The organism is Embleya sp. NBC_00896 (genome assembly GCF_045207785.1).
GTDB lineage: Bacteria > Actinomycetota > Actinomycetes > Streptomycetales > Streptomycetaceae > Embleya.
In genome coordinates, this window is sequence record NZ_CP108776.1 from 4,666,742 (window position 1) to 4,690,000 (window position 23,259).

Below are 23,259 nucleotides of genomic sequence, written 5' to 3' on the forward strand. Positions count from 1 at the left end.
GAGACACCGTCTCGGGCCGCTCGCTCACTCCGGCGTCGAACTCCCGCCCCGCGACCGGCCGGGTCGGCGGCCCCAGCCGGATCGGGAGGCCCGAACCCCGATCGCCACCGCCGTCCCCACCACCACCGCCGCCCACACGATCGCCAACCCGCGCCCGTAATCCAACGGCAGTACCGACGGATTCTGCGTCGGCAGCGGCCGCAGCAGCGCCGGCAGCGCGATCAGCGTCCCCACCACCCCGACCGCCAGCCCGCCGAGCAGCGTCCGCCGCACCCACATCGGCGGCCCCGGCCGGACCCGCATCACCGCCGCGCCGACCGCGAACACCAGCACCGCGAACACCGCGTCGTGCAGCAGCAGTCCGCCGATCAGCCACCTGCCGAGCCCCGCCCGGTCGGTGAGGAACGGGTCGTCCAGGACCCCGGCCACGCCCCACCCGATGCCGGCCACCCCGGCCGCGCCGAGCAGCACCCGAACCGCCGTCACCACACGCCCCGTACGCGGCATGCCCAGCGCGTCCACCACTTCCCCGTCGCCCGCTTCCCCCGCGCCCGCGGAACCCTCGAACCGCGTACTCACGTCAGCACCTCCATCCGGGTGACCCACTTCGTCTGCAGCACGCCCGGCCGGTTCGGCGCGATGATCCGCGCCGGATACCCGTGGTCCTCGGCCAGCGGTTCGCCGCGCAGCATCAACGCCAGCAGCGTCAGCGAGTCGCGCGCGTACTCGTCCGGCATGTCCATCACCGAGTACGGACTGAACCGCTCGTGCGAGAACACCCGAAGGTGGGCACCCGCGGGCGCCCCGGCACGGGCCATCAGGTCGCGAATCCGCACCCCCGACCAATCGGCGGACGCGCTCCACCCCTCGACGCACGTGATCGGCAGAGTCACCGTGTGCTGCGCCATCGCGAGCAGTTCCTCGCGGGTCGCCGTGAACGGCCGCGGCCCCATTACCTCCAGCCGCCAGCCGGGATCGCGCACCGCGTCCAGCACCCCCGCCCCGAACGCCGTCCTGTTCACCGGCAACCCCTGCGGCCCGATGTCCGCACGCCGCGGCGCGAGCACCGAAACGCGCCCCAGCGGGGTCACCGTCTGGCCCACCGTCGCCAGCGTGACCACGCCCACCCCCGCGCCCACGACGGTCAGGAGCCCGCGCCGCGACGGCCCGTCCGGGTCGGCCGCCGCGGCCCGCGAGCGCCTCCAGTGCCCGACGATCAACGGCAGCTTCACCGCGACATGCAGCGTCACCGCGCCCGCCGCCACCCACCCGAGCCAGTAGTGCGCGGGCACGAACCAGAACGGCCACGGATACCACTGCACGATGTTGAACAGCCCGGTCGAGAGCTCGAAGATCCCCGCCGCGACCAGGACCCCGATCGACAGCCGCTCAAGGGCGTGCCCGACCGACTTGGCCGGCGGCCACGCGAACAGCCTCGGGTACACCACCCACATCTTCACCAGCAGCAGCGGCACGGCGGCGATCCCGACCGCCACGTGCAACCCCTGGGTGACCCGGTACCCCCACACCGGACGGGACGGCAGCGCGAGCCACTGCGGCTGATGCTGCATCACGTGACTGAGCAGCCCGGTCAGGAAACACACCAGGAAGGCGGCGCCGAGCAACCGGCCCACCACCACGGCCGTCCGCGGCTCGTGCAGTGCGCCGCGAAACGTGCCGGCCCGGAACGGACCACGTCGCAGCACGGCGGGCGGGTCCGGCAAGCGGATGTCGAGCTTCATGTCCCCAGCCAACGCCGAAAACCCTCGGCCGGCCCGCATTGACCGCCTTACGGAGTGCTGACGGTCGGCCGGGGATGCCCGGAAATGGGATCGCCCGCCGACAGACTCGGCCCATGGCCTCCAGCACCTCCACCACGATCACGGCCGTCGCGACCGGGCTCGGCCTCGCCGCGCTCGTCGGCTACGCGGTACACGGGCCGTGGTCGCGCCCCGGCACCCTCGGCGTGTACACCGTGTACGGCGCGGCCTGGGCGGTGTTCGCGCTCGGCGCCTACCTCGTGCTCCGACTGCCGGTGCGCCGCGCGGTCGTGCTGATCCTGTCCGGCGCCGCGGTGCTGCCGGTCCTGGCCGCCGGCGCCGCGCCGCAAACCAGCGACGACGCGTACCGCTACGTCTTCGACGGCCGGGTCCAGGCGGCCGGCGTCTCGCCGTACCGGTACACGCCGAGCGACCCGGCGGTGGCCGGCTTCCGCGACGACTGGCTGTTCCCCGGCGGCGAGTGCGCCGGGTGGTTCGAACACCCGCTGCCGGACGGCTCGTGCACGCTGATCAACCGGCCCGCCGTGCACACCATCTACCCGCCGGTCGCCGAGGCGTACTACTGGCTCGTGCACGTCGTGACGCCCCGCGGCCGGCACGAGCCGATCCAGGCGGGCGCCGCGCTGCTCGCGTTCGCGGTCACCGTCGCGCTGCTGCTCGTGCTGCGCCGCTTCGGCCGCGATCCGCGGCACGCGGTGCTGTGGGCGTGGTGTCCGATGGTCGCGCTCGAAGCCGGCAACAACGCGCACGTGGACGTGCTCGGCGTACTCCTGATGGTGCTCGGCCTGGCCGCGATCGCCGCGCGCCGACCGATCCTCGGCGGCGTCCTGATCGGCGGCGCCGCCGCGACCAAGATGTTCCCCGCCGCGTCGCTGGCCGGCGGCGTCCGCCGCGCGCCGGTGCGGTTGATCGGCGCGGCCGTGCTCACCGTCGCGCTGGTCTACCTCCCGCACGTGCTCGCGGCCGGCGACGCCGTGCTCGGCTACCTCCCCGGCTACCTCGAGGAGGAGCGGTACGACGACGGCGCGCGCTTCGGTCTGCTCGGCCTCGTCCTGCCGACCGACCTCACCCCGTACGCGGCCGTCGTCGCCCTGATCGGCCTCGGCCTCGTCGTCGCCCACCGTGCCGACCCCGACCGGCCGTGGCACGGGGCCCTCACGGCGACCGGCGGCATGCTGTTCGTGCTGACGCCGGCCTACCCCTGGTACGCGCTGCTCGTGGTCGCGCTGGTGGCGTTGGACGGCACACGGTGGGAGTGGCTGGCCCTGGGTCCGGCCGGCTACGCCCTCTACCTCACGTGGGGGATGGAACTCACCGCGCAACAGACCCGCGCCGTGCACCAGGTCGGCTACGGCGCCGCCCTGCTCGTCGTGCTCGGCGCGGCGCTCTACCGTCGACTGCGTCCGGCCGACGGCACGACCGGCAGGCCCGCCGCCTTCCACGCCTGGAAGCCGCCGATCAGGTCGGTCGCGTCGGACAGCCCCAGGTCGAGCAGCGCGGCCGCGGCGAGGCTCGACGCGTAGCCCTCGTCGCACAGCACGACCACCCGCAGGTCGTAGCCGGTCGCCTCGGGCACCCGGGCCTCGCCCTCGGGGTCCAGCCGCCACTCCAGGTGGTTGCGCTCGATCACCAGCGCCCCCGGGATCGCGCCGTCGACGTCGCGTTGGAAGTCGGGACGGGTGTCCACCAGGACCGCCCCGTCGTGGAACGCCGCGTGCGCCTGCTCGGGGGTCACCCGCGCGAGCCGGGCGCGGGCCCGGTCGAGGAGTTCGTCGACGGCGCTCACCACTGGTCTCCCGAACGCTCGACGCCCAGCCGGCGCAGCGGCGCGAAGCTCGGTCGCGCGATGTCCTCGCTGCCGTCGTACATCGTCATCTCGGCCAGCCGCGGCGCGTACACGTGCACGCTGATCGCGGGCTCGGTGCCCATGTTGGTGACCTCGTGGACGTAGGTCGGCCCGAACACGCGGGTCGAACCCGGGGTGAGCACCCGCTCGCGCGCACCGGCCCGGCGCAGCGGGGTGACCACGAGCGAGCGCTCGTGCAGTTCGCCGGAGACGACCGTGAACACACCGGACGAGCCGCCGTGGTCGTGCAGGCCGGTGCCCTGCCCGGGCAGCCAGCTCAGCAGCCAGACCTCCATCTCGTCGGTCGCGGCGAGCCGCTTGTACCAGCGGGTGATCGGGTCGTAGCGCACCTGGTCGAGTTCACCGGCGACGATGCCGGCATGCTGCCGGGCGAGTGCCGCGAGCCGGGCGACGGCGGGACGTACGGGGGGAGCGACGGGGAGTGCGAGACGGGCGGGGGCGGCGAGCGGGTCGCCGGCGACGGTGATGTCGCTGGACATAGGGAAGTCCTTCGGGATGTCTGCGCTATATCTCTGGCGCGGCGGATCAGGCGAACGCGGCGGATCAAAGGCGAACACGCGAGCGGCTGACAACAACCCGGAAGGGACGACGAGCCGTGTCGCACGACTGGTCCACAAAGGGGGAAAAAATGTCGCCGCTAACGCGGAGGACTACCGGAAAAGGCGTCCTCAGGCGGTACAGCTCGGACAACAGCTGTACGCGTGGTCGCACGGCGGACACAGCGCGCCGGCCGTCCGTCGGACGTCGACGGGACGACTCCGGAGGAGGCTGCAGCGCGCGGACATGGGAAAAGGACACCGTCTAGGGGGTGGCCCTGTCAACTCGCCGCCGTCACCGTGTGGCGCAGCGCTCCCCCGATTCGGGCGAGCGCTGCCCGATTCGGGTGAGGAATGTCGGGAAGGGATTGAAGCCCACACGGCACGGGGAGGCCGATTTTTGTGTGACCTCGGTCATCATCACGTTTTTCCGGCCCGTCCCGGGAACTGACCGGATGGTGTGACGCGTAGTCCATACGAAGGTCATCACGGGTTGGCATCGAATGGTGTCGTGGGCCCGCCGGTACGCTCCCCGCCCGGAACGTCGAGGCGATCGTGCGACACATTCCTTGTCCGGATCTGTCCATTTATGTGGTCAATCTGCATCGCTGTGGTCCCGGGGAGTGAATCCCCGCTCTAATAGCAGAGCCCGGCTTGACGTCGCAGCAACGACGCGCTTGTAATTTCACACATGTCGTGAACCGTTATCGGTAACGGCTTAATCACGGGGACGTAAAACGGGTCGAGGAGGCACGCGATGGGCGAGCTGTTCCAGCTACTGGTCGCCGACGGCGAGAGTGAGGAGGAGGAGGAGCTCGGTTGGCAGGAGCGCGCGTTGTGCGCGCAGACCGACCCCGAGTCCTTCTTCCCCGAGAAGGGCGGCTCGACGCGAGAGGCCAAGAAGGTCTGCCTCGCGTGCGAGGTGCGCGACGAGTGCCTGGAATACGCGCTGGCCAACGACGAGCGCTTCGGGATCTGGGGCGGGCTGTCCGAGCGAGAGCGACGCAGGTTGAAGAAGGCCGCAGTCTGACCGTCGGCCCCGAGCCGACGACCGGGACCGATGTCCCGAGCCGGGAGGGTGCGGGGTGCCCGTCGCGTAGTGTGTTGGCCGTTCGGCCGGATGCCGAATAGCTAGCCAGGGCCGGACAGGCCCTGACCACACGCCGCTTCGAGCCCCCCGGGGTCACCGCACTCGATGTCACTTTTCAGCCATCAGTCGGCATACGCGCAAGCTCCGGCTTTCCCACGGCACATCGTCACCGCGATCCTCGTCGCTCATGACGGGGCACGCTGGCTGCCCGGCACTCTGACCGGCCTGCTCGGTCAGGAGCGTCCGGTCCAGCGCGTCATCGCGGTCGACACCGGCAGTTCCGACGCCTCGGCGGGTCTGCTGGAGGACGCGCTCGGCCAGGGTTCGGTGCTGCACGCCGACCGCCGGACCGCGTTCGGCGCCGCCGTGACCGAAGCCCTGCGCAGCGCGCCGCACGTCGACCCCGCGACCCTGCCCTACCGGATCGACGCGTACGACGCGTCGGACCCGTACGGCGACACCGACGAGGACCGCCCGCCGCGGTCGACCGAACCGGTCGAGTGGCTGTGGCTCCTCCACGACGACAGCGAGCCCGCTCCGGACGCGCTGCATCTGCTTTTGCGGGCCGCCGACGAACTGCCCTCCGCGGGTGTGCTCGGTCCCAAGGTCCGCAGTTGGTACGACCGCAGGCAACTGCTCGAGGTCGGCACCACCCTCACCGGCAGCGGCCGCCGCTGGACCGGTCTGGAGCGCCGCGAGCAGGACCAGGGCCAGCACGACGCGGTTCGCGGCGTGCTCTCGGTCTCCAGCGCGGGCATGCTCGTGCGCCGCGACGTGTGGGAGGGCCTGGGCGGCTTCGACCCGCGCCTGCCGCTCTCGCGCGACGACACCGACTTCGGCTGGCGCGTCAACGCCGCCGGGCACCGCGTCGTGGTCGTGCCGGACGCGGTCGTCCAGCACGCCGAGGCGGCCACGCGCGAGCGTCGGCCGATCGACGTCGCCCCGAACCGCCCGCACCGGGTGGACCGCGCGGGCGCCGCCTTCACCCTGCTCGCGAACACGACCGGCCCGACCTGGCCGCTGCTGTACTTCCGGCTGCTGTTCGGCGGCCTGTTCCGCACCCTGGGCTACCTGCTCGGCAAGCTGCCCGGCATGGCGCTCGACGAGCTGCTCGGCACCGTGTCGGTGCTGCTGCGGCCCCACCGGTTCCTGTCCGCCCGGCGGGCCAGGTCGCGGACGCGGACCATGTCGGACAAGGACCTCGGCGACCTGTTCCCCAGCCGCGCCGCGACCATCCGGCACGCGGCCGAGGGCCTGCTGGGCAACCTGCGCCGCGCCGAGGAGCCGGAGACCCGGTCCGGCCGGCACAGCAGCGCGGAATCGGGTCCGGTCTCCGAGGACTCCGAGTCGCTCGACGGCGAGAGCTTCGTCAAGCTGCGCATGCTCATGCGCCGCCCCGGGCTCTCGCTCGCCGTCGCGCTGACGCTGGTCACCCTGGTCGCCGCGCGCGCCGTGCTCAGCGGCGGGACCCTGTTCGGCGGCGCGTTGCTGCCCGCGCCGGAAGGCGCCTCGGACCTGTGGGCGCGCTACGCCGACACGTGGCACGGCGTCGGCTTCGGCGACGCCGCGAGCGCGCCGCCCTACATCGGGGCACTGGCCGCGTTCGCGACGCTGCTGTTCGGCAAGGCCGGTACGGCCGTCGCGGTGCTGCTCATCGGCAGCGTCCCGCTCGCGGGGATCAGCGCGTACCTGTGTTCGCGGCGACTGGTGTCCGCGCCGGGCGTGCGGGTGTGGGGCGCGTCCGTGTACGCGCTGACCCCCGTCGCCACCGGCGCCATCGCCACCGGGCGGATCGGTACCGCCGTCGCGCTCGTGCTCGCCCCCGTCGTCGCGCGCGGCGCGGCGCAGGTGATCGGCGCGGGCGGCCTCAAGGCCTCCATGCGCGCGGCCTGGGCCACCGGGCTCGCGCTCGCGGTGGCCGCCGCGTTCGCACCACTGCTGTGGATCGCGGTCGCGGTGCTCGCGCTCGTCGCCGTCGGGGTGTCCTTCGCCGGACTGCTCGACGTGCGTCCGGGCCCCGGCCTGTTCCTGCGGCTCGCGGCCGTGCTCGGCACCCCGCTCGTGCTGCTCGGGCCGTGGACCCTGGCCCTGGCGGGCAAGCCGTCGCTGTTCCTGACCGAGCCCGGTCTGGCCGGCGACGCGCTGGCCGACAAACGCCCGAACCCGGTCGGTCTGCTGCTGCTCGACCCGGGCGGCCCCGGCACGCTGCCCGGTTGGGTCACCGCCGCGCTCCTGCTCGTCGCGCTGGCCGCACTGCTGCGCGACTCGCGTCGGCGGGCGGTGCTGGGCGCGTGGGCGGTCGCGCTGGTGGGGCTCGTGCTCGGGATCGTGGTCGGCCGGGCGCACATCACCGTCGAGGCGACGGGCGACTCGGTGCCCGCGTGGCCCGGTGCGGCCGTCGTGCTCATCGCGCTCGGCTACGTCGGGGCCGCGATGGTCGGCGCCGAGGACGCCCGGACCCGCGTCGCGGCAGGCAGCTTCGGCTGGCGGCAGCCCGCCGCCGTCGCGCTCGGCGCGCTCGCCGCGCTGACCCCGATCGTGGCCGCGGCGTGCTGGCTGTGGCAGGGCGTGGACGGGCCGTTGGCGCGGCGCGATCCGGTCGTGGTGCCCGCGTTCGTGGCCGAGGAGGCCGCCGGCGCCCGGCAGCCGCGCACGCTCGTGCTGACCTCGCCCGAGGCCGGCAACGTGACGTACACGATCGTGCGTGGCTCCGGACCCGGGCTCGGCGACGCCGACTTGGCTCCGAAGATGTCCACCTACCGGCAGTTCGACGTCCTCCTGGGCAAGCTGCTCTCCGGTGGCGGTGGTGCCGAGGCGAGCATGTTCGCCTCGTACGGCATCGAGTTCGTCCAGCTCAAGCCGCCGGTCGGGGCCGAGCTGACGGCCCGCCTCGACGGCACCCCGGGCCTGTCCCGGGTCGGCGCCGAGAAGGGCACGACGCTCTGGCGCCTGCAATACCCCGTCGGCCGCGCGCTGATCGTCGACCCGGACGGTCGCACGGCGGTCGTCCGCTCCACCCGGGACGGCGTGTCCACCCGGATCGAGCCCGGCCCCCAGGGTCGGATCCTGCGACTCGCCGAGCGCGCCGACTCCGGCTGGGAGGCCACCCAGGGCGGCCACAAGCTCAAGAGCCGCACGATCGACGGCTGGGCGCAGGGCTTCGAACTGCGGCCCGACGGCGGCAGGCTGGAGATCACCCACGCGTCCGGCGGCCACGGCATGTGGCTGCTCGCCCAGGGCGTCCTGGTACTCGTGGTGCTGATCCTCGCGCTGCCCGCCCGCAAGCGCGGTACCGACGACGACCTGCCCGAGGCCGCGGGCCCGACCCCGGTCGCCGGCGAGGGCACGGGCCGGCGCGGTCGGCGGGCCCGACCGGAGCCGGACGAGGCCGCCGAGGCGCCCGAGCCGGTACCGGTCGCGGTGTCGACCGACGGCTTCGACCTCCCCGAACAGCGCACCGACCCGGTCGAGGCGCCGGTGCCGGTGGAGGCGTGGAACGGCGCGCCGTACGACGCGTCCTCGACACCGGCGTACGAGCAGTACCCGCAGCAGGACTACCAGCAGCAGTACCAGGGCTACCCGGACTACCAGGAGTACCAGTACGAGCAGGGCGTCCAGGGCCCGCCGGCGCCGCAGGGCACGCCGGACGCGCCGGGCTCCTACGGCTGGGAACAACCGCAGCCGCAGCAGCCCACGCACGACGCGTACGGCAACCCGCTGAACCCGCAGCAGTACGACCCGAACGCCTACCCGGAGCAAGGCGGCGGATGGCCGCCCGAGCCGCGCTCGGGTGACGACCCGTGGCCGCCGCCCCCGCAGGGAGACCGCCCGTGAAGCGCACCACCCTCTCCCTCGCCGTCGTCGTCGCGCTCCTGGCCGTCGTCGTCGGCCTGGCCACCATGACCCGCCCGGCCGAGAGCAAGGCCGCGCCGCCGCCGGCGCCGAGCCGGGTGCCCGTGCAGCAGGCCGACGTGACCTGCCCGCTGATCCGCGAGCTGCCCGGCAGCTCGACGGTGGTGTCCGCGCTCACCCCGCCCGCACAGGGCGGGAGCACCGGCGGCGCGGCGGCGATCGCCGAGCTGGCCGACCGCGCCAAGGTGCGCGGCACGGTGGAGGCCCCGGGCAAGCTCACCACCTTCGGCGTCGAGAACGTCGACGTCCCGCCGCTCGTGGGCACCGCGTCCGGCGCGTTCGCGCCCGGCTTCTCGGTACACGCGATCACGCGCGTGCCGAGCGGCTCCGGTCGCGGACTGGCCGGTCTCGTCTGCGAAGCGCCCACCACCGACCGCTGGTTCGTGGGCACCTCCACCGCCGAGAACCGCGACGCCTACCTGTACCTGTCCAACAGCAAGGACACCCCGGCCCTGGTCGACATCGACGTGTTCGGCCCGAACGGTCCGATCGACGCCGAGGCGGGTCGCGGCGTGACCCTCGCGCCCGGCGCGTCGCAGGCGATCCTGCTGCGCACGCTCAACCCGGCCGCGGTGTTCCCGGGCGTCGCGGTGCACGTCGTCGCGCGCACCGGCCGGGTCGGCGCGGCCATCCGCGACCAGGAGGGCACGCTGGGCAGCGACTGGCTGCCCTCGGCCGCCGCGCCCGCCCGCAACCTGGTCATTCCGGGTCTGCCCGGCCTGGCCGAGGGAGCGGGCAACGTGCAGCTCGTCCTGGTGTCGCCGAGCGGCGAGAGCACCGACGTGCAGATCTCGATCGCCGGCAAGGTCAACACGTTCAAGCCGGTCGAGAAGGAGTCCACCGAGATCCGGGGCAACAAGGTCACCGTGCTCGACCTCGGGCCGGTCACCCGGGGCGACGCGGGCGCGATCCGGCTGGTGTCCGGGCGTGCCGACATCATCGCCGGCGCCCGCGTGGTGCAGGGCACCGGAACCGACACCGAGGCGGCGTTCCTGTCCGCCACCCCGGAACTCACCGGCCGCGCGGTGATCGCCGAGAACCGCACCGGCGGCTCGGTCGCGAGCACGATCTCGCTCACCGCGCCCAAGGGCGCGGCGAAGGTCAAGCTCACCTCGATCGGCGACAAGGGCGAGCCGGTGTCCGCGGACGTGGACGTGCCCGCCGGGACCACGGTGCAGGTACCCGCCCCGGTGCCGGCCGGCGCGACCCGGTTCGCGGTGATCGCCGAACCGCTGCCCGGCTCGCAGCCGGTGCACGCGGTGCGCACGGTCACCGAGACGCTGGGGAAGGTCACCGGGCTCACGGTCCAGCCGTTCGTCCCGACCGTCGAGACCGCCGTCGTGCCGAACGCGCGCGCGGACCAGTCGCTGCTCGTCCCGCAGAAGTAGCCGCGGGAGCGGACCGAGGCGGTACGCGAGCGGCGCGGCCCGGGTTCCCCGACGGGGGCCCGGGCCGCGCCGCGTTCGGCGTGTGTCCCGCTCAGTCGTCGGGGTCGATGGTGTCCGGGTCCATGCCCAACAGATCGGCGACCTGCTCCACGAGCACGTCGTTGACCAGCATCTCCAGCTCGGCCCGGCCCTCGGCGCGAAGTTCGAGCGGCCGCCGGTACAGGATGATCGTGGCCGGCACGGCCTTGGTCGCCGGCACCAGCCGACCCAGGGCCACCGCCTCGTCGCCGTTCACCGCGGTCTCGGCCTCGGGCACGTCCAGGACCGCGAAGCGGACCTCCTCCAGTTGCGGCCAGCGCTTCGCGAGCCGTTCGACGACGTCGGCGGCGAGGTCGTCGAACCGCTGCGCGCGAGTCAGCGCGATCGGCACGGGGGACGGAGCCAGCGGGCCGCGCATGCCGCGGCCGTGCCGGTCACGCCGACTGCGGCGGCGCCGGTCACGCTCTCGGGGAGAGGAGGGGACGGAGTGCTCGTTGTGCACGGCACGAGCTTAGGGCCTGTACACCCGATCCGGGCGGGGTCCGCGCCGCCCGGCGTCGAACCGGCGAAAGCCGCTCCGGAACGCGGCCGACACCCTGTGAGGAGCGACACGTGAGTCACACCGCGCCGGTATACGACCCGCGTCCGCCCGCCTTGCGGTACCGTCCATCGTCGTGAGCCCTGTACGTCGCTGTTCGCGGACCGCCTGCGGCCGAACCGCAGTCGCCACGTTGACGTACGTCTACGCCGACTCCACGGCCGTCCTGGGCCCTCTCGCGACCTACGCCGAGCCCCATTGCTACGACCTGTGCGCCGAGCACTCGGAGCGGCTGACCGCGCCGCGTGGTTGGGATGTCGTGCGCCTGGCGCCGGATCCGAGCGCGGGCAAGCCCAGCAGCGACGACCTCGAGGCACTGGCCAACGCCGTGCGCGAGGCCGCCCGCCCGCCGCAACCCCCGCAGCCGGCCCCCGAGCAGCCCGACCGGGACGGCCGTCCCGAGGCCGGCCGCCGCGGCCACCTGCGGGTTCTGCGTTCGCCCGAGAGCTGACCCGCGGCCGATAGGGTCTGATGCGTCGTCCGCGGGGCAGGGATCGACGGTCAACGGCGGATACCGCGGCGAATCACGACCGCGAACAAGCGAGTGGAGTCTTCGGGTGCGCGACCTCTCCCAGATCGTGAAGGCGTACGACGTGCGGGGCGTGGTCCCCGACCAGTTGGACGCCGACACCGCGCGGGCCCTCGGCGCGGCGTTCGTCCGCGTCACCGAGGCCGACGCGATCGTGATCGGCCGGGACATGCGCCCGTCCTCGCCGGAGCTGTCCGACGCGTTCGCGGCCGGCGCCGCCGCACAGGGCGCGGACGTCACGCTGATCGGCCTCGCGTCCACCGACGAGCTCTACTTCGCGAGTGGCAGCCTGAACCTTCCCGGCGCGATGTTCACCGCGAGCCACAACCCCGCGCAGTACAACGGCATCAAGATGTGCCGCGCCGGCGCCGCCCCGATCGGGCAGGACTCCGGCCTCGCCGACATCCGCGCGCTCGCCGAGGCGGGCGTGCCCGCGTACGCCGGCGAGCCCGGCACGATCAGCGAGCACGACGTGCTGGACGACTACGCGGCGCACCTGCTCGGCCTGGTCGACCTGACCGGCATCCGCCCGCTGAAGGTCGTGGTGGACGCGGGCAACGGCATGGGCGGCCACACCGTGCCCACCGTGCTGGGTGCCAAGAGCGGGCTCCCGCTCGACATCGTCCCGCTCTACTTCGAGCTCGACGGCTCGTTCCCCAACCACGAGGCGAACCCGCTCGACCCGAAGAACCTGGTCGACCTGCAAGCCAAGGTCCGCGAGACCGGCGCCGACCTCGGCCTCGCGTTCGACGGCGACGCCGACCGCTGCTTCGTGGTCGACGAGAAGGGCGACCCGGTCTCGCCGTCCGCCGTCACCGCGCTGGTCGCGGTCCGCGAAATCGCCCGCGCGCAGGCCGCCGGCGAGCGGACGCCGATGATCATCCACAACCTGATCACCTCGCGCGCGGTCCCCGAGATCGTGCGCGAACACGGCGGCGAGGCCGTGCGCACGCGCGTGGGCCACTCGTTCATCAAGGGCGAGATGGCCGAGACCGGCGCGATCTTCGGCGGCGAGCACTCCGCGCACTACTACTTCCGCGACTTCTGGCGTGCCGACACCGGCATGCTCGCCGCGATCCACGTGCTCGCGGCGCTCGGCGGCCAGGACCTCCCGCTGTCCGAGTTCGCGAGCGAGTACGACCGCTACCCGGCGTCGGGCGAGATCAACAGCGAGGTCGCCGACCAGGCGGCCGCCACCGCCAAGGTCCGCGCCGCGTTCGAGGGCCGCCCCACGGTCGCCGTCGACGACCTCGACGGGATGACCGTGGTGGCCGACCGGTGGTGGTTCAACCTGCGCGCCTCGAACACCGAGCCGCTGCTGCGGCTCAACGTCGAGGCCGACGACGAGCCGACGATGACCGCGATCCGCGACGAGGTCCTGGCACTCGTCCGGGGCTAGTGCCGCGCCCGGCAACGTTCACCCCGTCGCGGCGCCCGGCACGGCGCCTCGCCGCACCGCCGAAACGTCCGAGTACTCCAGTACGAGAACGTTCCGGCGGCACGCCGAGGCACCGCACCGGACACCGCGACGGGGCAAACGTTGCCGGGCGCGGCACTGGCACCGCGGCTCGGTAGTGTGATGGGTTCAATCGGACGGCCGCGGCACCGAATCGGTGCCGATCGGTACGAATCGGTACGAGTGGCCGGAAAAGTGGGAGATGTCGTGAATCTGGAACCGTCGCAGCTGGCGATCCTGACGTGCCCGGTCTGCCACACCTCGCTTCGCCGGGAGGGTGACACCGCGCTGGCGTGCGAGAACCAGTCGTGCGGGCTGGTGTACCCCGTCGTCGACGACATCCCGGTGCTGCTCGTGGACGAGGCCCGCCGGCCCGGCGCCGCGCGGGCATGAACACCCTCGACGAGGGCCTCCTGGACGACCAGGACGGCATCGCCCGGGCCGACGCGGCGGACACGCTGCGCGCCCTGGCCGGTGCCGGGGCCCAGGTCCGGCGGGCCGCGCAGGCCGCGCGCGAGGCCGTGCCCACCGCGATCGCGCCGGGCGACCGGCCGCGCACGGTGATCCTGTCCACGCCCGCGTACGGCCCGCTCGGCCACGCGCTGCGCGCGGTCAGCGGCACCGACGCGGCGCTGCCGATCGTGCTCGCGGGCGGCGCGCTGCCCGGCTGGCCGGCCCACTCGACCTGCTCCTGCTCGCGGGCCGCGGCGACGAGCCGGAGTTGATCGAGCTCACCGGGCAGGCGTATCGGCGCGGCTGCCAGGTCGTCGCGGCGACCCCCGCCGGCACCGCCCTCGACGCGGCCGTACAGCAGACCCGCGGTGTGGTGGTCCGGGTCCCCGTCGACGCGACCCCGGTCGGCGCGGCCGGCTACTCCGACGACAGCGCGTTCGCGGCGCAGACCGCGTTCTGGCCGCTGTTCACCGCGCTGCTCGCGGTCACCGGCGCGTGCGGCGCGAGCGGGTTCACCCCCGGCGAGGGGCTCGCGGGTCTGGACGCGGTCGCCGACCGCCTCGACGAGGCGAGCGCGCGCTGCCGCCCGGCGGCCGACGCGTACCTGAACCCGGCCAAGTCGCTCGCCGTCGCGATCGCCGGGACCATCCCCGTGGTCTGGGGCGCCGGCGCCGTCGCGGGCGTCGCCGCCGAGCGCTTCGCCACCATGTGCACGGGCATCGCCGCGACCCCCGCGCTGTCCGGCACGCTGCCCACCGCCGGCCGCTTCCAGGACCGGGTGTTCGAGGCCGGTCCCGCGGGCGCTCCGGGCGACCCCGACGACTTCTTCCGCGACCGGGTCGACGATGCCGCGCCGGTGCGGATGTACCCGGTGCTGCTCGTCGACCACGACGACCCCGCCGCGGCGCCGCAGCTCGACCGCGCCCGGCGCACGCTCGACGCGCTCGGCCAGTCCGCCGTCGGCGACGTCACCGCGCGCGGCGGCGGCCCCGTCGAGCGGCTCGCCGAGCTGATCGCCATCACCGACTTCGCCGCCGCCTACCTGGCCCTCGGCACCGGGGTGGGACCGGCGACCCCCGGTCTGTACTCCTGGACCGAAGGCGGTCCCCGCTAGCCATGGATCGCCTTCTCAACCGGATCCGCGCCAACGCGTGGGGCTCGCTCACGGCCATTCCCGAACTGCTCGGAGTCGCCCCCACCGGCAAGCCCCAGGCCGAGCTGTGGATGGGCGCCCACCCGGGCGCGCCGTCACAGGTCGACCGCGGCCGCGGACCGCGCTCGCTCGTCGAGCTGATCGCCGAGGACCCCGACGGCGAACTGGGCGCGGACACCGCGGCCCGCTTCGGCCCGCGCCTGCCGTTCCTGCTCAAGGTGCTGGCCGCGGAGGAGCCGCTGTCGCTCCAGGTACACCCCGACGCGGCGCAGGCCCGGCAGGGCTTCGCCGAGGAGGAGGCGCGCGGTGTCCCGATCGATGCGCCGCACCGCAACTACCGGGACTCCAGCCACAAGCCGGAGATGATCTGCGCCATCGGCGACTTCGAGGGGCTCGTCGGCTACCGCGAGATCGCGCAGACCCTCAAGCTGCTCGACGCGCTCGACGTCCCGCAGTTGGCCCCGTTCGCGCGCGCCCTGCGCAACCCCGACCAGGAAGCGGCGCTGCGCGCGGCGACCACGCACGTGCTGATGCTGCCCGCGCGTCTGCGCGCGAGCGTGGTCGACGCGGTCGCCGCGGCCTGTCGCCGGCTCGCGTCGAACGGATCGCCGTACGCGGAGGCGTGCGCCGCGGTCGCGGGCCTGGCCGAACGCCACCCGGGCGACCCCGGCGTCGCGGTCGCGCTGCTGCTCAACCACATCCGGCTGCGCGAGGGCGAGGCCGTGTTCCTGGCGGCCGGCATGCCGCACTCCTACCTGCACGGCGTCGTCGTCGAGATCCTCGCCAACTCCGACAACGTGCTGCGCTGCGGTCTCACCGACAAGCACATCGACGTCGGCGAACTGCTGCGGATCATGGCGTTCCGGGCCGGCCCGGTCGAGATCCTCAGCCCCGAGATCCCCAAGGGTCCGGAGGGTCCCCGGAGTTCCGAGGGTCCCTGGAGTCCCGGGAGTCCCGAGCGGGCGGGCCCCGACCCGGGCGAGGAGGTCTACGCGACCCCGGTCGCCGACTTCCGGCTGTCCCGGCTGCGCTCGACCGCGGGCCGCGGGCCGTACCTCCTGGACACCGCCGGACCGCAGATCCTGTTGTGCGTGCGCGGCACCGCTACGGCCACCGGTGCCGACGGCGAGGTGCTCGACCTCGCGCGCGGTCAATCGGTGTACGTCCGCGCGGGCGAGCCGCGGGTGGCGGTCACGGTCGAGGGGGACGACGGCCTCGTCTTCCGCGCGACCGTTCCCTGCTCCTGACGCCGTCGCGGCCCGACGTAGGGCCGCCGGAACACACGCCTACCCGGGTACACGTGCGCCCGATGGCAAACTGAGCGCCTGCAAACGGTAAACAAGCCGTCGACAGCAATGGTCAACAACGGTGGGAGTCGACCTATGAGCGCGGGTGGCGGGACCAAGGCGGTCGTCGCGGCACTGGTGGCGAACCTCGGGATCGCGGTGGGCAAGTTCGTGGCCTTCGCGTTCACGCAGTCCTCGTCGATGCTGGCGGAGGGCGTCCACTCGGTGGCCGACTCCGGGAACCAGGTGTTGCTCCTGGTCGGCGGAAAACGTGCGCAACGCGACGCCACGCCGGAGCACCCCTTCGGCTACGGCCGCGAGCGCTACATCTACGGCTTCCTGGTCTCGATCGTGCTGTTCTCGGTCGGCGGCGTGTTCGCGATCTACGAGGGCTACGAGAAGATCGCCCACCCGCACGAGCTCAAGAGCTGGTACTGGGCCGTCGGCGTGCTCGTCTTCTCGATCATCCTGGAGAGCTTCTCCTTCCGGACCGCGATCAAGGAATCCAACCTGCACCGCGGCAAGCTGACCTGGCCGCAGTTCGTTCGCCGGGCCAAGTCGCCCGAGCTGCCGATCGTGCTGCTCGAAGACCTCGGCGCGCTGATCGGCCTGTTCCTCGCCCTGGTCGGGGTCAGCCTCGCGGTCGCCACCGGGGAGGGCGTCTGGGACGGCATCGGCACCCTGTGCATCGGCGTCCTGCTCGTCCTGATCGCCATCGTGCTCGCCCTGGAGACCCGCAGCCTGCTGCTCGGCGAGGCGGCCGGCGTGGAAACCGTCCGGGCGATCGAGGCCGCGATCCTCGACGGCCCCGACGTCGAGCGGCTCATCCACATGCGCACGCTGCACCTGGGCCCGGAGGAACTCCTCGTCGCCGCGAAGATCGCGGTCGCCCACGACGACACCGCCGCCGACGTGGCCCGCGCGATCGACGCCGCCGAGGCGCGGATCCGCAAGGCCGTGCCGATCGCCCGCGTGATCTACCTGGAGCCCGACATCTACCGCGCCGAAGCGGCCGCGAGCGGTCCCGACCCGGAGGCCACGCCGGGTGGCAAGGACCGTCACGCTCCCACCGACTGAGGTGTTAACGTCGTTGGCGCACTACGACAGTCGCTGCAGAGGGCGGTCGGGTCTTCGGCCCGTAGGCACAGAAGTGTCCGACTGGATGGCACGGCACCAGCGCCCACGGCACCGGTGTGTCTCCAGTCCCATCCACCCTCGCAAAGGACTTCACCCATGGCTTCGCAGCTCAACGGCGACTTCAAGGTCGCCGACCTCTCCCTCGCCGCGTTCGGTCGCAAGGAGATCACCCTCGCCGAGCACGAGATGCCCGGCCTGATGTCGATCCGCCGCGAGTTCGCCGCGTCGCAGCCGCTCGCCGGCGCGCGCATCATGGGTTCGCTGCACATGACCGTCCAGACGGCCGTGCTGATCGAGACGCTCACCGCGCTCGGCGCCGACGTCCGCTGGGTCTCCTGCAACATCTACTCCACCCAGGACCACGCCGCCGCGGCGATCGCCGTGGGCCCCGAGGGCACGCCCGAGGACCCGCGGGGTGTTCCGGTGTACGCCTGGAAGGGCGAGACGCTGGCGGAGTACTGGTGGTGCACCGAGCAGGCGCTGAACTGGCCCGGGCACGACGGCCCGAACATGATCCTCGACGACGGCGGCGACGCCACGATGCTGGTCCACAAGGGCGTCGAGTTCGAGAAGGCCGGCGCCGTCCCGGACGCCGGCGACGACGACTCCGAGGAGTACAAGGTCTTCCTGGCGCTGCTGCGCGCCAACCTGGCCGACACCCCCGGCAAGTGGACCGCGATGGCCCCCGGCATCAAGGGCGTCACCGAGGAGACCACCACCGGCGTGCACCGCCTGTACGAGATGTTCCAGGCCGGCGCGCTGCTCTTCCCGGCGATCAACGTCAACGACTCGGTCACCAAGAGCAAGTTCGACAACAAGTACGGCGTCCGCCACTCGCTCATCGACGGCATCAACCGGGCCACCGACGTGCTGATCGGCGGCAAGGTCGCCGTCGTCTGCGGCTACGGCGACGTCGGCAAGGGCTCCGCGGAGTCGCTGCGCGGCCAGGGCGCTCGCGTGATCGTCACCGAGGTCGACCCGATCTGCGCGCTGCAGGCGGCGATGGACGGCTACCAGGTCACCACGCTGGAAGAGGTCGTCGAGATCGGTGACATCTTCGTCACCACGACCGGCAACTTCAACATCATCATGGCGTCCGACATGCAGCGGATGAAGCACCAGGCGATCGTCGGCAACATCGGCCACTTCGACAACGAGATCGACATGGCCGGTCTGGCCAAGATCCCGGGCATCGTCAAGGACGAGGTCAAGCCCCAGGTGCACACCTGGACGTTCCCCGACGGCAAGACGCTGATCGTGCTCTCCGAGGGCCGCCTGCTCAACCTCGGCAACGCGACCGGTCACCCGAGCTTCGTGATGTCGAACAGCTTCGCGAACCAGACGATCGCGCAGATCGAGCTGTTCACCAAGCCCGAGGAGTACCCGGTCGGCGTGTACGTGCTCCCCAAGCACCTCGACGAGAAGGTCGCCCGCCTGCACCTGGACGCGCTGGGCGTGAAGCTCACGAAGCTCACCGAGGAGCAGGCCGCGTACATCGGCGTCAAGGTCGAGGGTCCGTACAAGCCGGACGCGTACCGCTACTGACGGATCACCGACAAGCCGGGCCGCGCATCGTGCGCGGCCCGGCTCGTTGCCGGGTAGCCGTCGGGTAGCCGGCACAACCGAAGAACGAAGAACCGACACCCTCGGGGGGCAGTCGCATGCGCCGACGGCAGAGATACGTGCCGATCCTGCTCGCCGCCGCGACCTTGACGGCCTGCCAGGGCGACGGGAAGAACGCCGAGCCCGCCGCGGCCGCGAACTCCTCGGTGTCGGCGCAGAGCCGCCCGCAGAGCAGCGCCGCGACCAACCCGCTCGACAACGAGGACGGCACCAAGCCCGGCCTGGCGCCGCTGAGTTCGGCCGCCGACCTGGCCAGGGCCCGCGCCCTCGTCGAGCGCGTGCAGACCAAAGGGCGTGGCTCCCCGGCCGGTTACGACCGGGACCGGTACGGACCGGCCTGGACCGACACCGTCACCGGCGTTCCCTACGGCGGGAACAGCTGTGGCACGCGCGACGACATACTCAAGCGCGACGGTCGGGCGACCGAGTGGAAGGACGCGAAGGGCTGCGTCGTCGACACCATGACGCTGGCCGATCCGTACTCCGGCAAGACCCTCGCGTTCACCAAGGCGAAGGCTTCGGCCGTGCAGATCGACCACGTCGTCCCGCTGAGCGCGTCGTGGCGGATGGGCGCCGCGCAGTGGGACCCCGACAAGCGCCGCCGGCTCGCGAACGACCCGCTGAACCTGCTCGCCGTCGACGGCCCGATCAACGGCGGCAAGGGCGACTCCGGCCCGGCGGAGTGGCTTCCGCCGAACCGGGAGATCCGCTGCTCGTACGTGGTCCGCTACGCGCAGGTCTCGATCAAGTACGAACTTCCGGTCACCGACGCCGACAAGCAGGCGATGCTCGCCCAGTGCGCCTCCTGACGAGGCGTCACCGGCCCCGCGGCACCAGGACGACCCTGCCGAGGTTGGCCCGGGCCTCGATCACCTCGTGTGCCTTCGCCGCGTCCGCGAGCGCGAACGTGGTGATCGTTGGGAAATCCAATGATTCTCCGGCTAGGCTGCGCTCATGGTCGACAAGCTGCCCGCCCCAGCCCGGATCCGCGCCCTGCCCAGTTGGCTCCTCGGCCGCGCCGCCGCGCACGGGCGAGGGCTCGTCCGCACCGCCCTGGAGGTCGACGGGATGCCGATGTCGCACCACCTCGTACTGATCGCCGTCGAGGAGTACGGGCCGGTGGCCCAGGCCGATCTGGGCCGCGCGATCGCCGTCGACCCCAAGGACATGGTCGCGATCCTGAACGCCCTGGAGACCGACGGCCTGGTCACCCGCGCACCCGACCCGAACGACCGCCGCAAGAACGCCATCACCCTCACCCCGGCCGGCGCCCGCCGACTCGCCCACCAGGAACCGCTCGTGGACGCCGCGATGGACGCCCTGCTCGCGCCGCTGGACCCGAGCGAGCGGGCCACTTTCACGGCCCTGCTCGGCAAAGTCGTGGCGTCGGGCGGCCACGACACCCCCGTCGTGTCGTAGGGTCCCGGCCATGCCCTCCGGCACCTACTCCTTCCACGACCCGCACGACGGCACCGCCCTCGGCGAGGAACGCTTCTCGTGCGCCCCAGGCCCGATCGGCTGGCGGTACACCGGAAGCGGCATCGACCTGACCCTCGACGCCCGCGGTCGCCCGGTGCGTCTGGAGGCGCTCGGCGGCGGCTGGCGGGTACGCGGCGGCGCCGCGGTGGTCGACGGCTCGGCGGGCGTGGTGTGGCTGCGCACCGCGGCGGACCCGACCCTCGACGTGCCCGCGACCGAGGACGAGGCGAAGGCCGCCGGCTTCACGGGCCGCTCGCCGGCCTTCCTGATCGCGACCGCGACGATGCTGAACCTGGCCCCCGGCGGCTCCGCGCGGCTGCGCCTGATCGCGCTGACCGAACCAGCCCTGGCCGCGCACACGGTCGACCGGTCCTGGACCCTGGCCGCCGTCGAGACGCACGACGGCCTGATCGTCGAACGCTACGAGGTCGACGACCTCGCGACCGGCGAGCGCTCGATCGTGCACCTGAGCGGCGACGTCGTCCTCGCGGCCCCCGGCATCGAACTGGAGGCCCTCGACTCGCCGCCCAACGCCCGCATCACGACGGTGGGCTGAACCCGCCATTCTCGCGCCGGGGCGGCTCGGTCGGCGGTACGAACGGCGCGGGCGGCGGGGGAGCCTCCGCGGGGGCCGAACCCCGCGCGGCGGCGGCGTGCCGCTCCCAGTCCCGGCGTTGGCGCTCGGCCAGAACGGCCGACAGGTAGACGACGGGGTGCATCCCCGGCGGCGGCGCCATCCCGATCCGCGCCGAGGTCTCGACGGTCAGCCGCTCGCCGAGCGACGCGGCGATCCCCGGGTCGAGCTGGTCGAGCCGGCCCAGGTACTGCCGAATCGTCAACGCCAGGTCGTCGGACAGGCCGGACAACTCGACGCCGGTCGCCCAGGCCGCGGCCGCCGGATGCAGCGGGATCGGCAACCGCCGCATCCCCGGCGTCCGCTCCCGCACCACGAACGTCCCGGCCGCCATGTCCCCGAGCCGCTTCCCGTTCCGCGACGCGAGCGAGGAGAACACCGCGCCGCACCCGAACGTCGTCCAGAAGTCCACGAAGAATCCGAGGATCGCGCGCACGAACGCGTGCCGGAACCGAATCGGCCCACCGTCGTCCCGCACCACCCGCAGCCCGAGCGCCATCTTCCCGGGCGAGCGCCCGTGCGTCGCGGTCTCCCACGCGACCGGCCACCCGATCGCGACCAGAACCAGGATCCCGAGCATCAGCGCCGCGGCCAGCGCTTCGTCCTGGACCGGCACGGCCACCGAGACCAGCCACACGGCTCCCAGCAACAGCGCCACCTGCGCGACGAGGTCGACGCACATCGCGATCGCGCGACTGGGCAGCCGCGCCGGTCGCAGATCGAGCTCGACCGCTTCCCCCGTGACGAGCTCGGACACGTCCACCTCCACTGTGTGCGTCGATGCCCCTGAAGAGAGGATGCACCGTATGGATGTCGACGTGTTCGTCGCGGTACACCGCCACGAGTGGGAACGCCTGGAACAGCTGACCCGCCGTCGGCGCCGATTGTCGGGCCCCGAGGTGGACGAGCTGGTCACGCTCTATCGGCGCACGGGCACCCACCTGTCGACGATCCGATCCGCCGCCCCGGACCCGGCCCTGGTCGGCCGGCTCTCGACGCTGACCGCGCGGGCCCGTTCCGCGGTCACCGCGCCGCGCACACCGGCCTGGCGCGACGCGATGCTCTTCCTGACCGTCCGCTTCCCGGTCGCGGTCTACCGCAGTCGACGGTGGTGGGGTGTGACCGCGGTGCTGTTCTTCGCCCTGGCCACGCTCATCGCCGCGTGGGTGGCCAACAGCCCGGAGGTCCGCGACACGGTCGCGGCCCCTGAGGACATTCGGCGGCTGACCCGACCCGGCGGCGACTTCGAGACTTACTACTCCAGCGCGCCCGCCGGTTCGTTCGCCGCCCAGGTCGCGACGAACAACGCGTGGGTGACGGCGGGCTGCCTGGCGCTGGGCATCCTGCTGGGCCTGCCCGTGCTGTACATCGTCTTCAGCAACGCGATGAACGTCGGCATCTCGGCCGGCCTGATGGCCGACGCCGGCCGCCTCGACGTGTTCTTCGGACTGATCACGCCACACGGCCTGCTCGAACTCACCGCGGTGTTCATCGCGGCCGGCGTGGGCCTGCGGCTGGGGTGGACGGTGATCGACCCGGGCCCGCGAACCCGTGCGAAGGCGATCGCCGAGGAGGGCCGCATCGCGTTGGGTATGGCGGTCGGCCTGGCACTGGTCCTGGTCGTGTCGGGGGTCATCGAAGCCTTCGTGACCCCGTCGGGACTGCCGACCTGGGGACGCATCGCGATCGGGGTGGCCGCGGAGGCGCTGTTCCTGGCCTACGTCGTCATCCTCGGCCGCCGCGCCGAATTCGCGGGAGAGCGGGGCGATGTGGCATCCTCGGACGTCGCGGACGAGCTGCCCACGATCGCTTGAACAGGTGATCTTGACAGTCCACCGGACGCACACGTAGATTCGAAGGGTTGTCGCAAAGTTGTTCAACGGCGCGACAGTCTGGTAGTCTCTGCCAGGGCCGAGCGGGGCGTGTCCGTCAAGGATCGCATTCCTGCCGCAGCATCACCATCGAATTTCTCGATCATCGGTCGCGTTCATTCGCGACGGGTTCGGCTATTTGCTGTTCTTGTGCATGTGGTTTTGGGATTTCCAATCGGCCGGAGCGTGGCGGAAACGGGTTACCGAATCTGCTAAGCTCGAAGAGCCGGAAGCCAAGGAAACGAAAGTTTCGAAGGCCGAAAGCAACGGGCGAAAAGCGGGTCGCAAGATCTGCTAGAGTCTGAAAGGCGGAAAGCGCGGAAACGCGCCGGACGCCGAAAGCGAGGAAAGCGAAGCGGCCGAAACGGTGTGCTAAGCTGGAAACGCGAAAGAGAAACAAAAGCAACACAAACTGAAACAAACTGAA

Annotated in this window: 22 protein-coding genes and 1 pseudogene (1 of these 23 running past the window's edge); 16 read left to right on the forward strand and 7 right to left on the reverse strand. The window is 72.6% G+C overall.

Annotated features, from left to right (window positions below; genetic code table 11):
- Nucleotides 1-24 precede the first annotated feature (24 nt).
- Together OG928_RS21260 and OG928_RS21265 are read right to left on the reverse strand one after the other, a co-directional pair.
- Nucleotides 25-579: a hypothetical protein gene (locus OG928_RS21260; protein ID WP_406286131.1), complete on the reverse strand. Its 555-nt coding sequence runs from the start codon at nucleotides 577-579 to the stop codon at nucleotides 25-27.
- Nucleotides 576-1,742 (reverse strand): molybdopterin-dependent oxidoreductase, encoded by a 1,167-nt coding sequence (locus tag OG928_RS21265; RefSeq protein WP_406286134.1) that lies wholly within the window; start codon nucleotides 1,740-1,742, stop codon nucleotides 576-578. Before OG928_RS21265 ends, OG928_RS21260 begins: the two co-directional genes overlap by 4 nt.
- 113 nt (nucleotides 1,743-1,855) lie before the next feature.
- Here OG928_RS21265 and OG928_RS21270 point away from each other — a divergent pair.
- Nucleotides 1,856-2,908: pseudogene (locus OG928_RS21270) on the forward strand (glycosyltransferase 87 family protein); the annotation flags it as partial.
- Between the two features lie 260 nt (nucleotides 2,909-3,168).
- Here the strand turns inward: OG928_RS21270 and OG928_RS21275 are convergent.
- Together OG928_RS21275 and OG928_RS21280 are read right to left on the reverse strand one after the other, a co-directional pair.
- On the reverse strand, nucleotides 3,169-3,570 hold the full coding sequence (locus OG928_RS21275) for a rhodanese-like domain-containing protein (RefSeq protein WP_406286136.1): 402 nt from the start codon (nucleotides 3,568-3,570) through the stop codon (nucleotides 3,169-3,171).
- Nucleotides 3,564-4,127 (reverse strand): cysteine dioxygenase, encoded by a 564-nt coding sequence (locus tag OG928_RS21280; protein ID WP_406286138.1) that lies wholly within the window; start codon nucleotides 4,125-4,127, stop codon nucleotides 3,564-3,566. Before OG928_RS21280 ends, OG928_RS21275 begins: the two co-directional genes overlap by 7 nt.
- Before the next feature lie 814 nt (nucleotides 4,128-4,941).
- Between OG928_RS21280 and OG928_RS21285 the strand changes: the two genes are divergently transcribed.
- From OG928_RS21285 to OG928_RS21295, 3 genes are all read left to right on the forward strand, one after another.
- Nucleotides 4,942-5,214 (forward strand): WhiB family transcriptional regulator, encoded by a 273-nt coding sequence (locus OG928_RS21285; protein ID WP_406286140.1) that lies wholly within the window; start codon nucleotides 4,942-4,944, stop codon nucleotides 5,212-5,214.
- 165 nt (nucleotides 5,215-5,379) lie between these two features.
- Complete coding sequence (locus OG928_RS21290; RefSeq protein ID WP_406286142.1) at nucleotides 5,380-9,108, forward strand: glycosyltransferase; 3,729 nt, start codon at nucleotides 5,380-5,382, stop codon at nucleotides 9,106-9,108.
- Entirely contained in the window at nucleotides 9,105-10,574 is a 1,470-nt protein-coding gene (locus tag OG928_RS21295; protein WP_406286144.1) for a DUF5719 family protein, read from the forward strand. The genes OG928_RS21290 and OG928_RS21295 overlap by 4 nt, the downstream gene beginning before the upstream one ends.
- Before the next feature lie 91 nt (nucleotides 10,575-10,665).
- Here the strand turns inward: OG928_RS21295 and OG928_RS21300 are convergent, their stop codons facing one another.
- Nucleotides 10,666-11,031 (reverse strand): metallopeptidase family protein, encoded by a 366-nt coding sequence (locus tag OG928_RS21300; protein ID WP_406291109.1) that lies wholly within the window; start codon nucleotides 11,029-11,031, stop codon nucleotides 10,666-10,668.
- A 256-nt stretch (nucleotides 11,032-11,287) separates the two neighbouring features.
- Here OG928_RS21300 and OG928_RS21305 point away from each other — a divergent pair, with 256 nt between their 5' ends.
- The 11 genes from OG928_RS21305 (at nucleotide 11,288) to OG928_RS21355 (ending at nucleotide 20,883) form a co-directional block, all read left to right on the forward strand.
- Entirely contained in the window at nucleotides 11,288-11,662 is a 375-nt protein-coding gene (locus tag OG928_RS21305) for a DUF3499 domain-containing protein (protein WP_406286145.1), read from the forward strand.
- A 106-nt stretch (nucleotides 11,663-11,768) separates the two neighbouring features.
- Nucleotides 11,769-13,139, forward strand: coding sequence for a phosphomannomutase/phosphoglucomutase (locus tag OG928_RS21310; RefSeq protein ID WP_406286147.1), 1,371 nt, complete (start codon nucleotides 11,769-11,771; stop codon nucleotides 13,137-13,139).
- A 264-nt stretch (nucleotides 13,140-13,403) separates the two neighbouring features.
- Nucleotides 13,404-13,589, forward strand: coding sequence for a Trm112 family protein (locus OG928_RS21315; protein ID WP_406286149.1), 186 nt, complete (start codon nucleotides 13,404-13,406; stop codon nucleotides 13,587-13,589).
- Nucleotides 13,586-13,921 carry a hypothetical protein gene (locus OG928_RS21320; RefSeq protein WP_406286151.1) on the forward strand — a complete coding sequence of 112 codons (336 nt, stop codon included), beginning with the start codon at nucleotides 13,586-13,588 and terminating at the stop codon, nucleotides 13,919-13,921. Before OG928_RS21315 ends, OG928_RS21320 begins: the two co-directional genes overlap by 4 nt.
- Nucleotides 13,918-14,763, forward strand: coding sequence for an SIS domain-containing protein (locus OG928_RS21325; protein WP_406286153.1), 846 nt, complete (start codon nucleotides 13,918-13,920; stop codon nucleotides 14,761-14,763). The genes OG928_RS21320 and OG928_RS21325 overlap by 4 nt, the downstream gene beginning before the upstream one ends.
- Before the next feature lie 2 nt (nucleotides 14,764-14,765).
- The gene (manA, locus tag OG928_RS21330) at nucleotides 14,766-16,049 is read left to right on the forward strand and encodes a mannose-6-phosphate isomerase, class I (protein WP_406286155.1); all 1,284 of its coding nucleotides are present in this window, start codon (nucleotides 14,766-14,768) and stop codon (nucleotides 16,047-16,049) included.
- A gap of 135 nt (nucleotides 16,050-16,184) precedes the next feature.
- Nucleotides 16,185-17,165 carry a cation diffusion facilitator family transporter gene (locus tag OG928_RS21335; RefSeq protein ID WP_406286157.1) on the forward strand — a complete coding sequence of 327 codons (981 nt, stop codon included), beginning with the start codon at nucleotides 16,185-16,187 and terminating at the stop codon, nucleotides 17,163-17,165.
- Between the two features lie 156 nt (nucleotides 17,166-17,321).
- Nucleotides 17,322-18,770, forward strand: coding sequence for an adenosylhomocysteinase (gene ahcY / locus OG928_RS21340; RefSeq protein ID WP_406286159.1), 1,449 nt, complete (start codon nucleotides 17,322-17,324; stop codon nucleotides 18,768-18,770).
- A gap of 116 nt (nucleotides 18,771-18,886) precedes the next feature.
- Nucleotides 18,887-19,657 carry an HNH endonuclease family protein gene (locus OG928_RS21345; RefSeq protein WP_406286161.1) on the forward strand — a complete coding sequence of 257 codons (771 nt, stop codon included), beginning with the start codon at nucleotides 18,887-18,889 and terminating at the stop codon, nucleotides 19,655-19,657.
- A gap of 145 nt (nucleotides 19,658-19,802) precedes the next feature.
- Entirely contained in the window at nucleotides 19,803-20,267 is a 465-nt protein-coding gene (locus tag OG928_RS21350) for a MarR family winged helix-turn-helix transcriptional regulator (RefSeq protein WP_406286164.1), read from the forward strand.
- A gap of 10 nt (nucleotides 20,268-20,277) precedes the next feature.
- A complete protein-coding gene (locus OG928_RS21355; protein WP_406286166.1) occupies nucleotides 20,278-20,883 on the forward strand; it encodes a hypothetical protein in 606 nt (201 codons plus the stop codon).
- Here OG928_RS21355 and OG928_RS21360 read toward each other — a convergent pair.
- Complete coding sequence (locus OG928_RS21360) at nucleotides 20,867-21,718, reverse strand: RDD family protein (protein ID WP_406286167.1); 852 nt, start codon at nucleotides 21,716-21,718, stop codon at nucleotides 20,867-20,869. The two genes, OG928_RS21355 and OG928_RS21360, sit on opposite strands and share 17 nt — an antisense overlap.
- 49 nt (nucleotides 21,719-21,767) lie before the next feature.
- On the opposite strand from OG928_RS21360, the gene OG928_RS21365 reads away from it, so the two are divergent.
- Nucleotides 21,768-22,775, forward strand: coding sequence for a stage II sporulation protein M (locus OG928_RS21365; protein WP_406286169.1), 1,008 nt, complete (start codon nucleotides 21,768-21,770; stop codon nucleotides 22,773-22,775).
- A 160-nt stretch (nucleotides 22,776-22,935) separates the two neighbouring features.
- Here the strand turns inward: OG928_RS21365 and OG928_RS21370 are convergent, their stop codons facing one another.
- Nucleotides 22,936-23,259: the 3' portion of a hypothetical protein gene (locus OG928_RS21370; RefSeq protein WP_406286171.1), read on the reverse strand. It continues 90 nt past the right edge of the window; 324 of the gene's 414 nt are visible here — the last part of the coding sequence; the start codon falls outside the window, past its right edge; the stop codon is at nucleotides 22,936-22,938.

Excerpts from the sequence above, each read along its gene's own strand:
- OG928_RS21365 (WP_406286169.1), top strand. The coding sequence starts at position 21,768 with ATGGATGTCGACGTGTTCGTCGCGGTACACCGCCACGAGTGGGAACGC.
- manA (WP_406286155.1), top strand. The coding sequence starts at position 14,766 with ATGGATCGCCTTCTCAACCGGATCCGCGCCAACGCGTGGGGCTCGCTC.
- OG928_RS21345 (WP_406286161.1), top strand. The coding sequence starts at position 18,887 with ATGCGCCGACGGCAGAGATACGTGCCGATCCTGCTCGCCGCCGCGACC.
- OG928_RS21350 (WP_406286164.1), top strand. The coding sequence starts at position 19,803 with ATGGTCGACAAGCTGCCCGCCCCAGCCCGGATCCGCGCCCTGCCCAGT.
- OG928_RS21280 (WP_406286138.1), bottom strand. The coding sequence starts at position 4,127 with ATGTCCAGCGACATCACCGTCGCCGGCGACCCGCTCGCCGCCCCCGCC.
- OG928_RS21320 (WP_406286151.1), top strand. The coding sequence starts at position 13,586 with ATGAACACCCTCGACGAGGGCCTCCTGGACGACCAGGACGGCATCGCC.
- OG928_RS21355 (WP_406286166.1), top strand. The coding sequence starts at position 20,278 with ATGCCCTCCGGCACCTACTCCTTCCACGACCCGCACGACGGCACCGCC.
- OG928_RS21265 (WP_406286134.1), bottom strand. The coding sequence starts at position 1,742 with ATGAAGCTCGACATCCGCTTGCCGGACCCGCCCGCCGTGCTGCGACGT.
- ahcY (WP_406286159.1), top strand. The coding sequence starts at position 17,322 with ATGGCTTCGCAGCTCAACGGCGACTTCAAGGTCGCCGACCTCTCCCTC.
- OG928_RS21300 (WP_406291109.1), bottom strand. The coding sequence starts at position 11,031 with ATGCGCGGCCCGCTGGCTCCGTCCCCCGTGCCGATCGCGCTGACTCGC.
- OG928_RS21290 (WP_406286142.1), top strand. The coding sequence starts at position 5,380 with ATGTCACTTTTCAGCCATCAGTCGGCATACGCGCAAGCTCCGGCTTTC.
- OG928_RS21285 (WP_406286140.1), top strand. The coding sequence starts at position 4,942 with ATGGGCGAGCTGTTCCAGCTACTGGTCGCCGACGGCGAGAGTGAGGAG.
- OG928_RS21335 (WP_406286157.1), top strand. The coding sequence starts at position 16,185 with ATGAGCGCGGGTGGCGGGACCAAGGCGGTCGTCGCGGCACTGGTGGCG.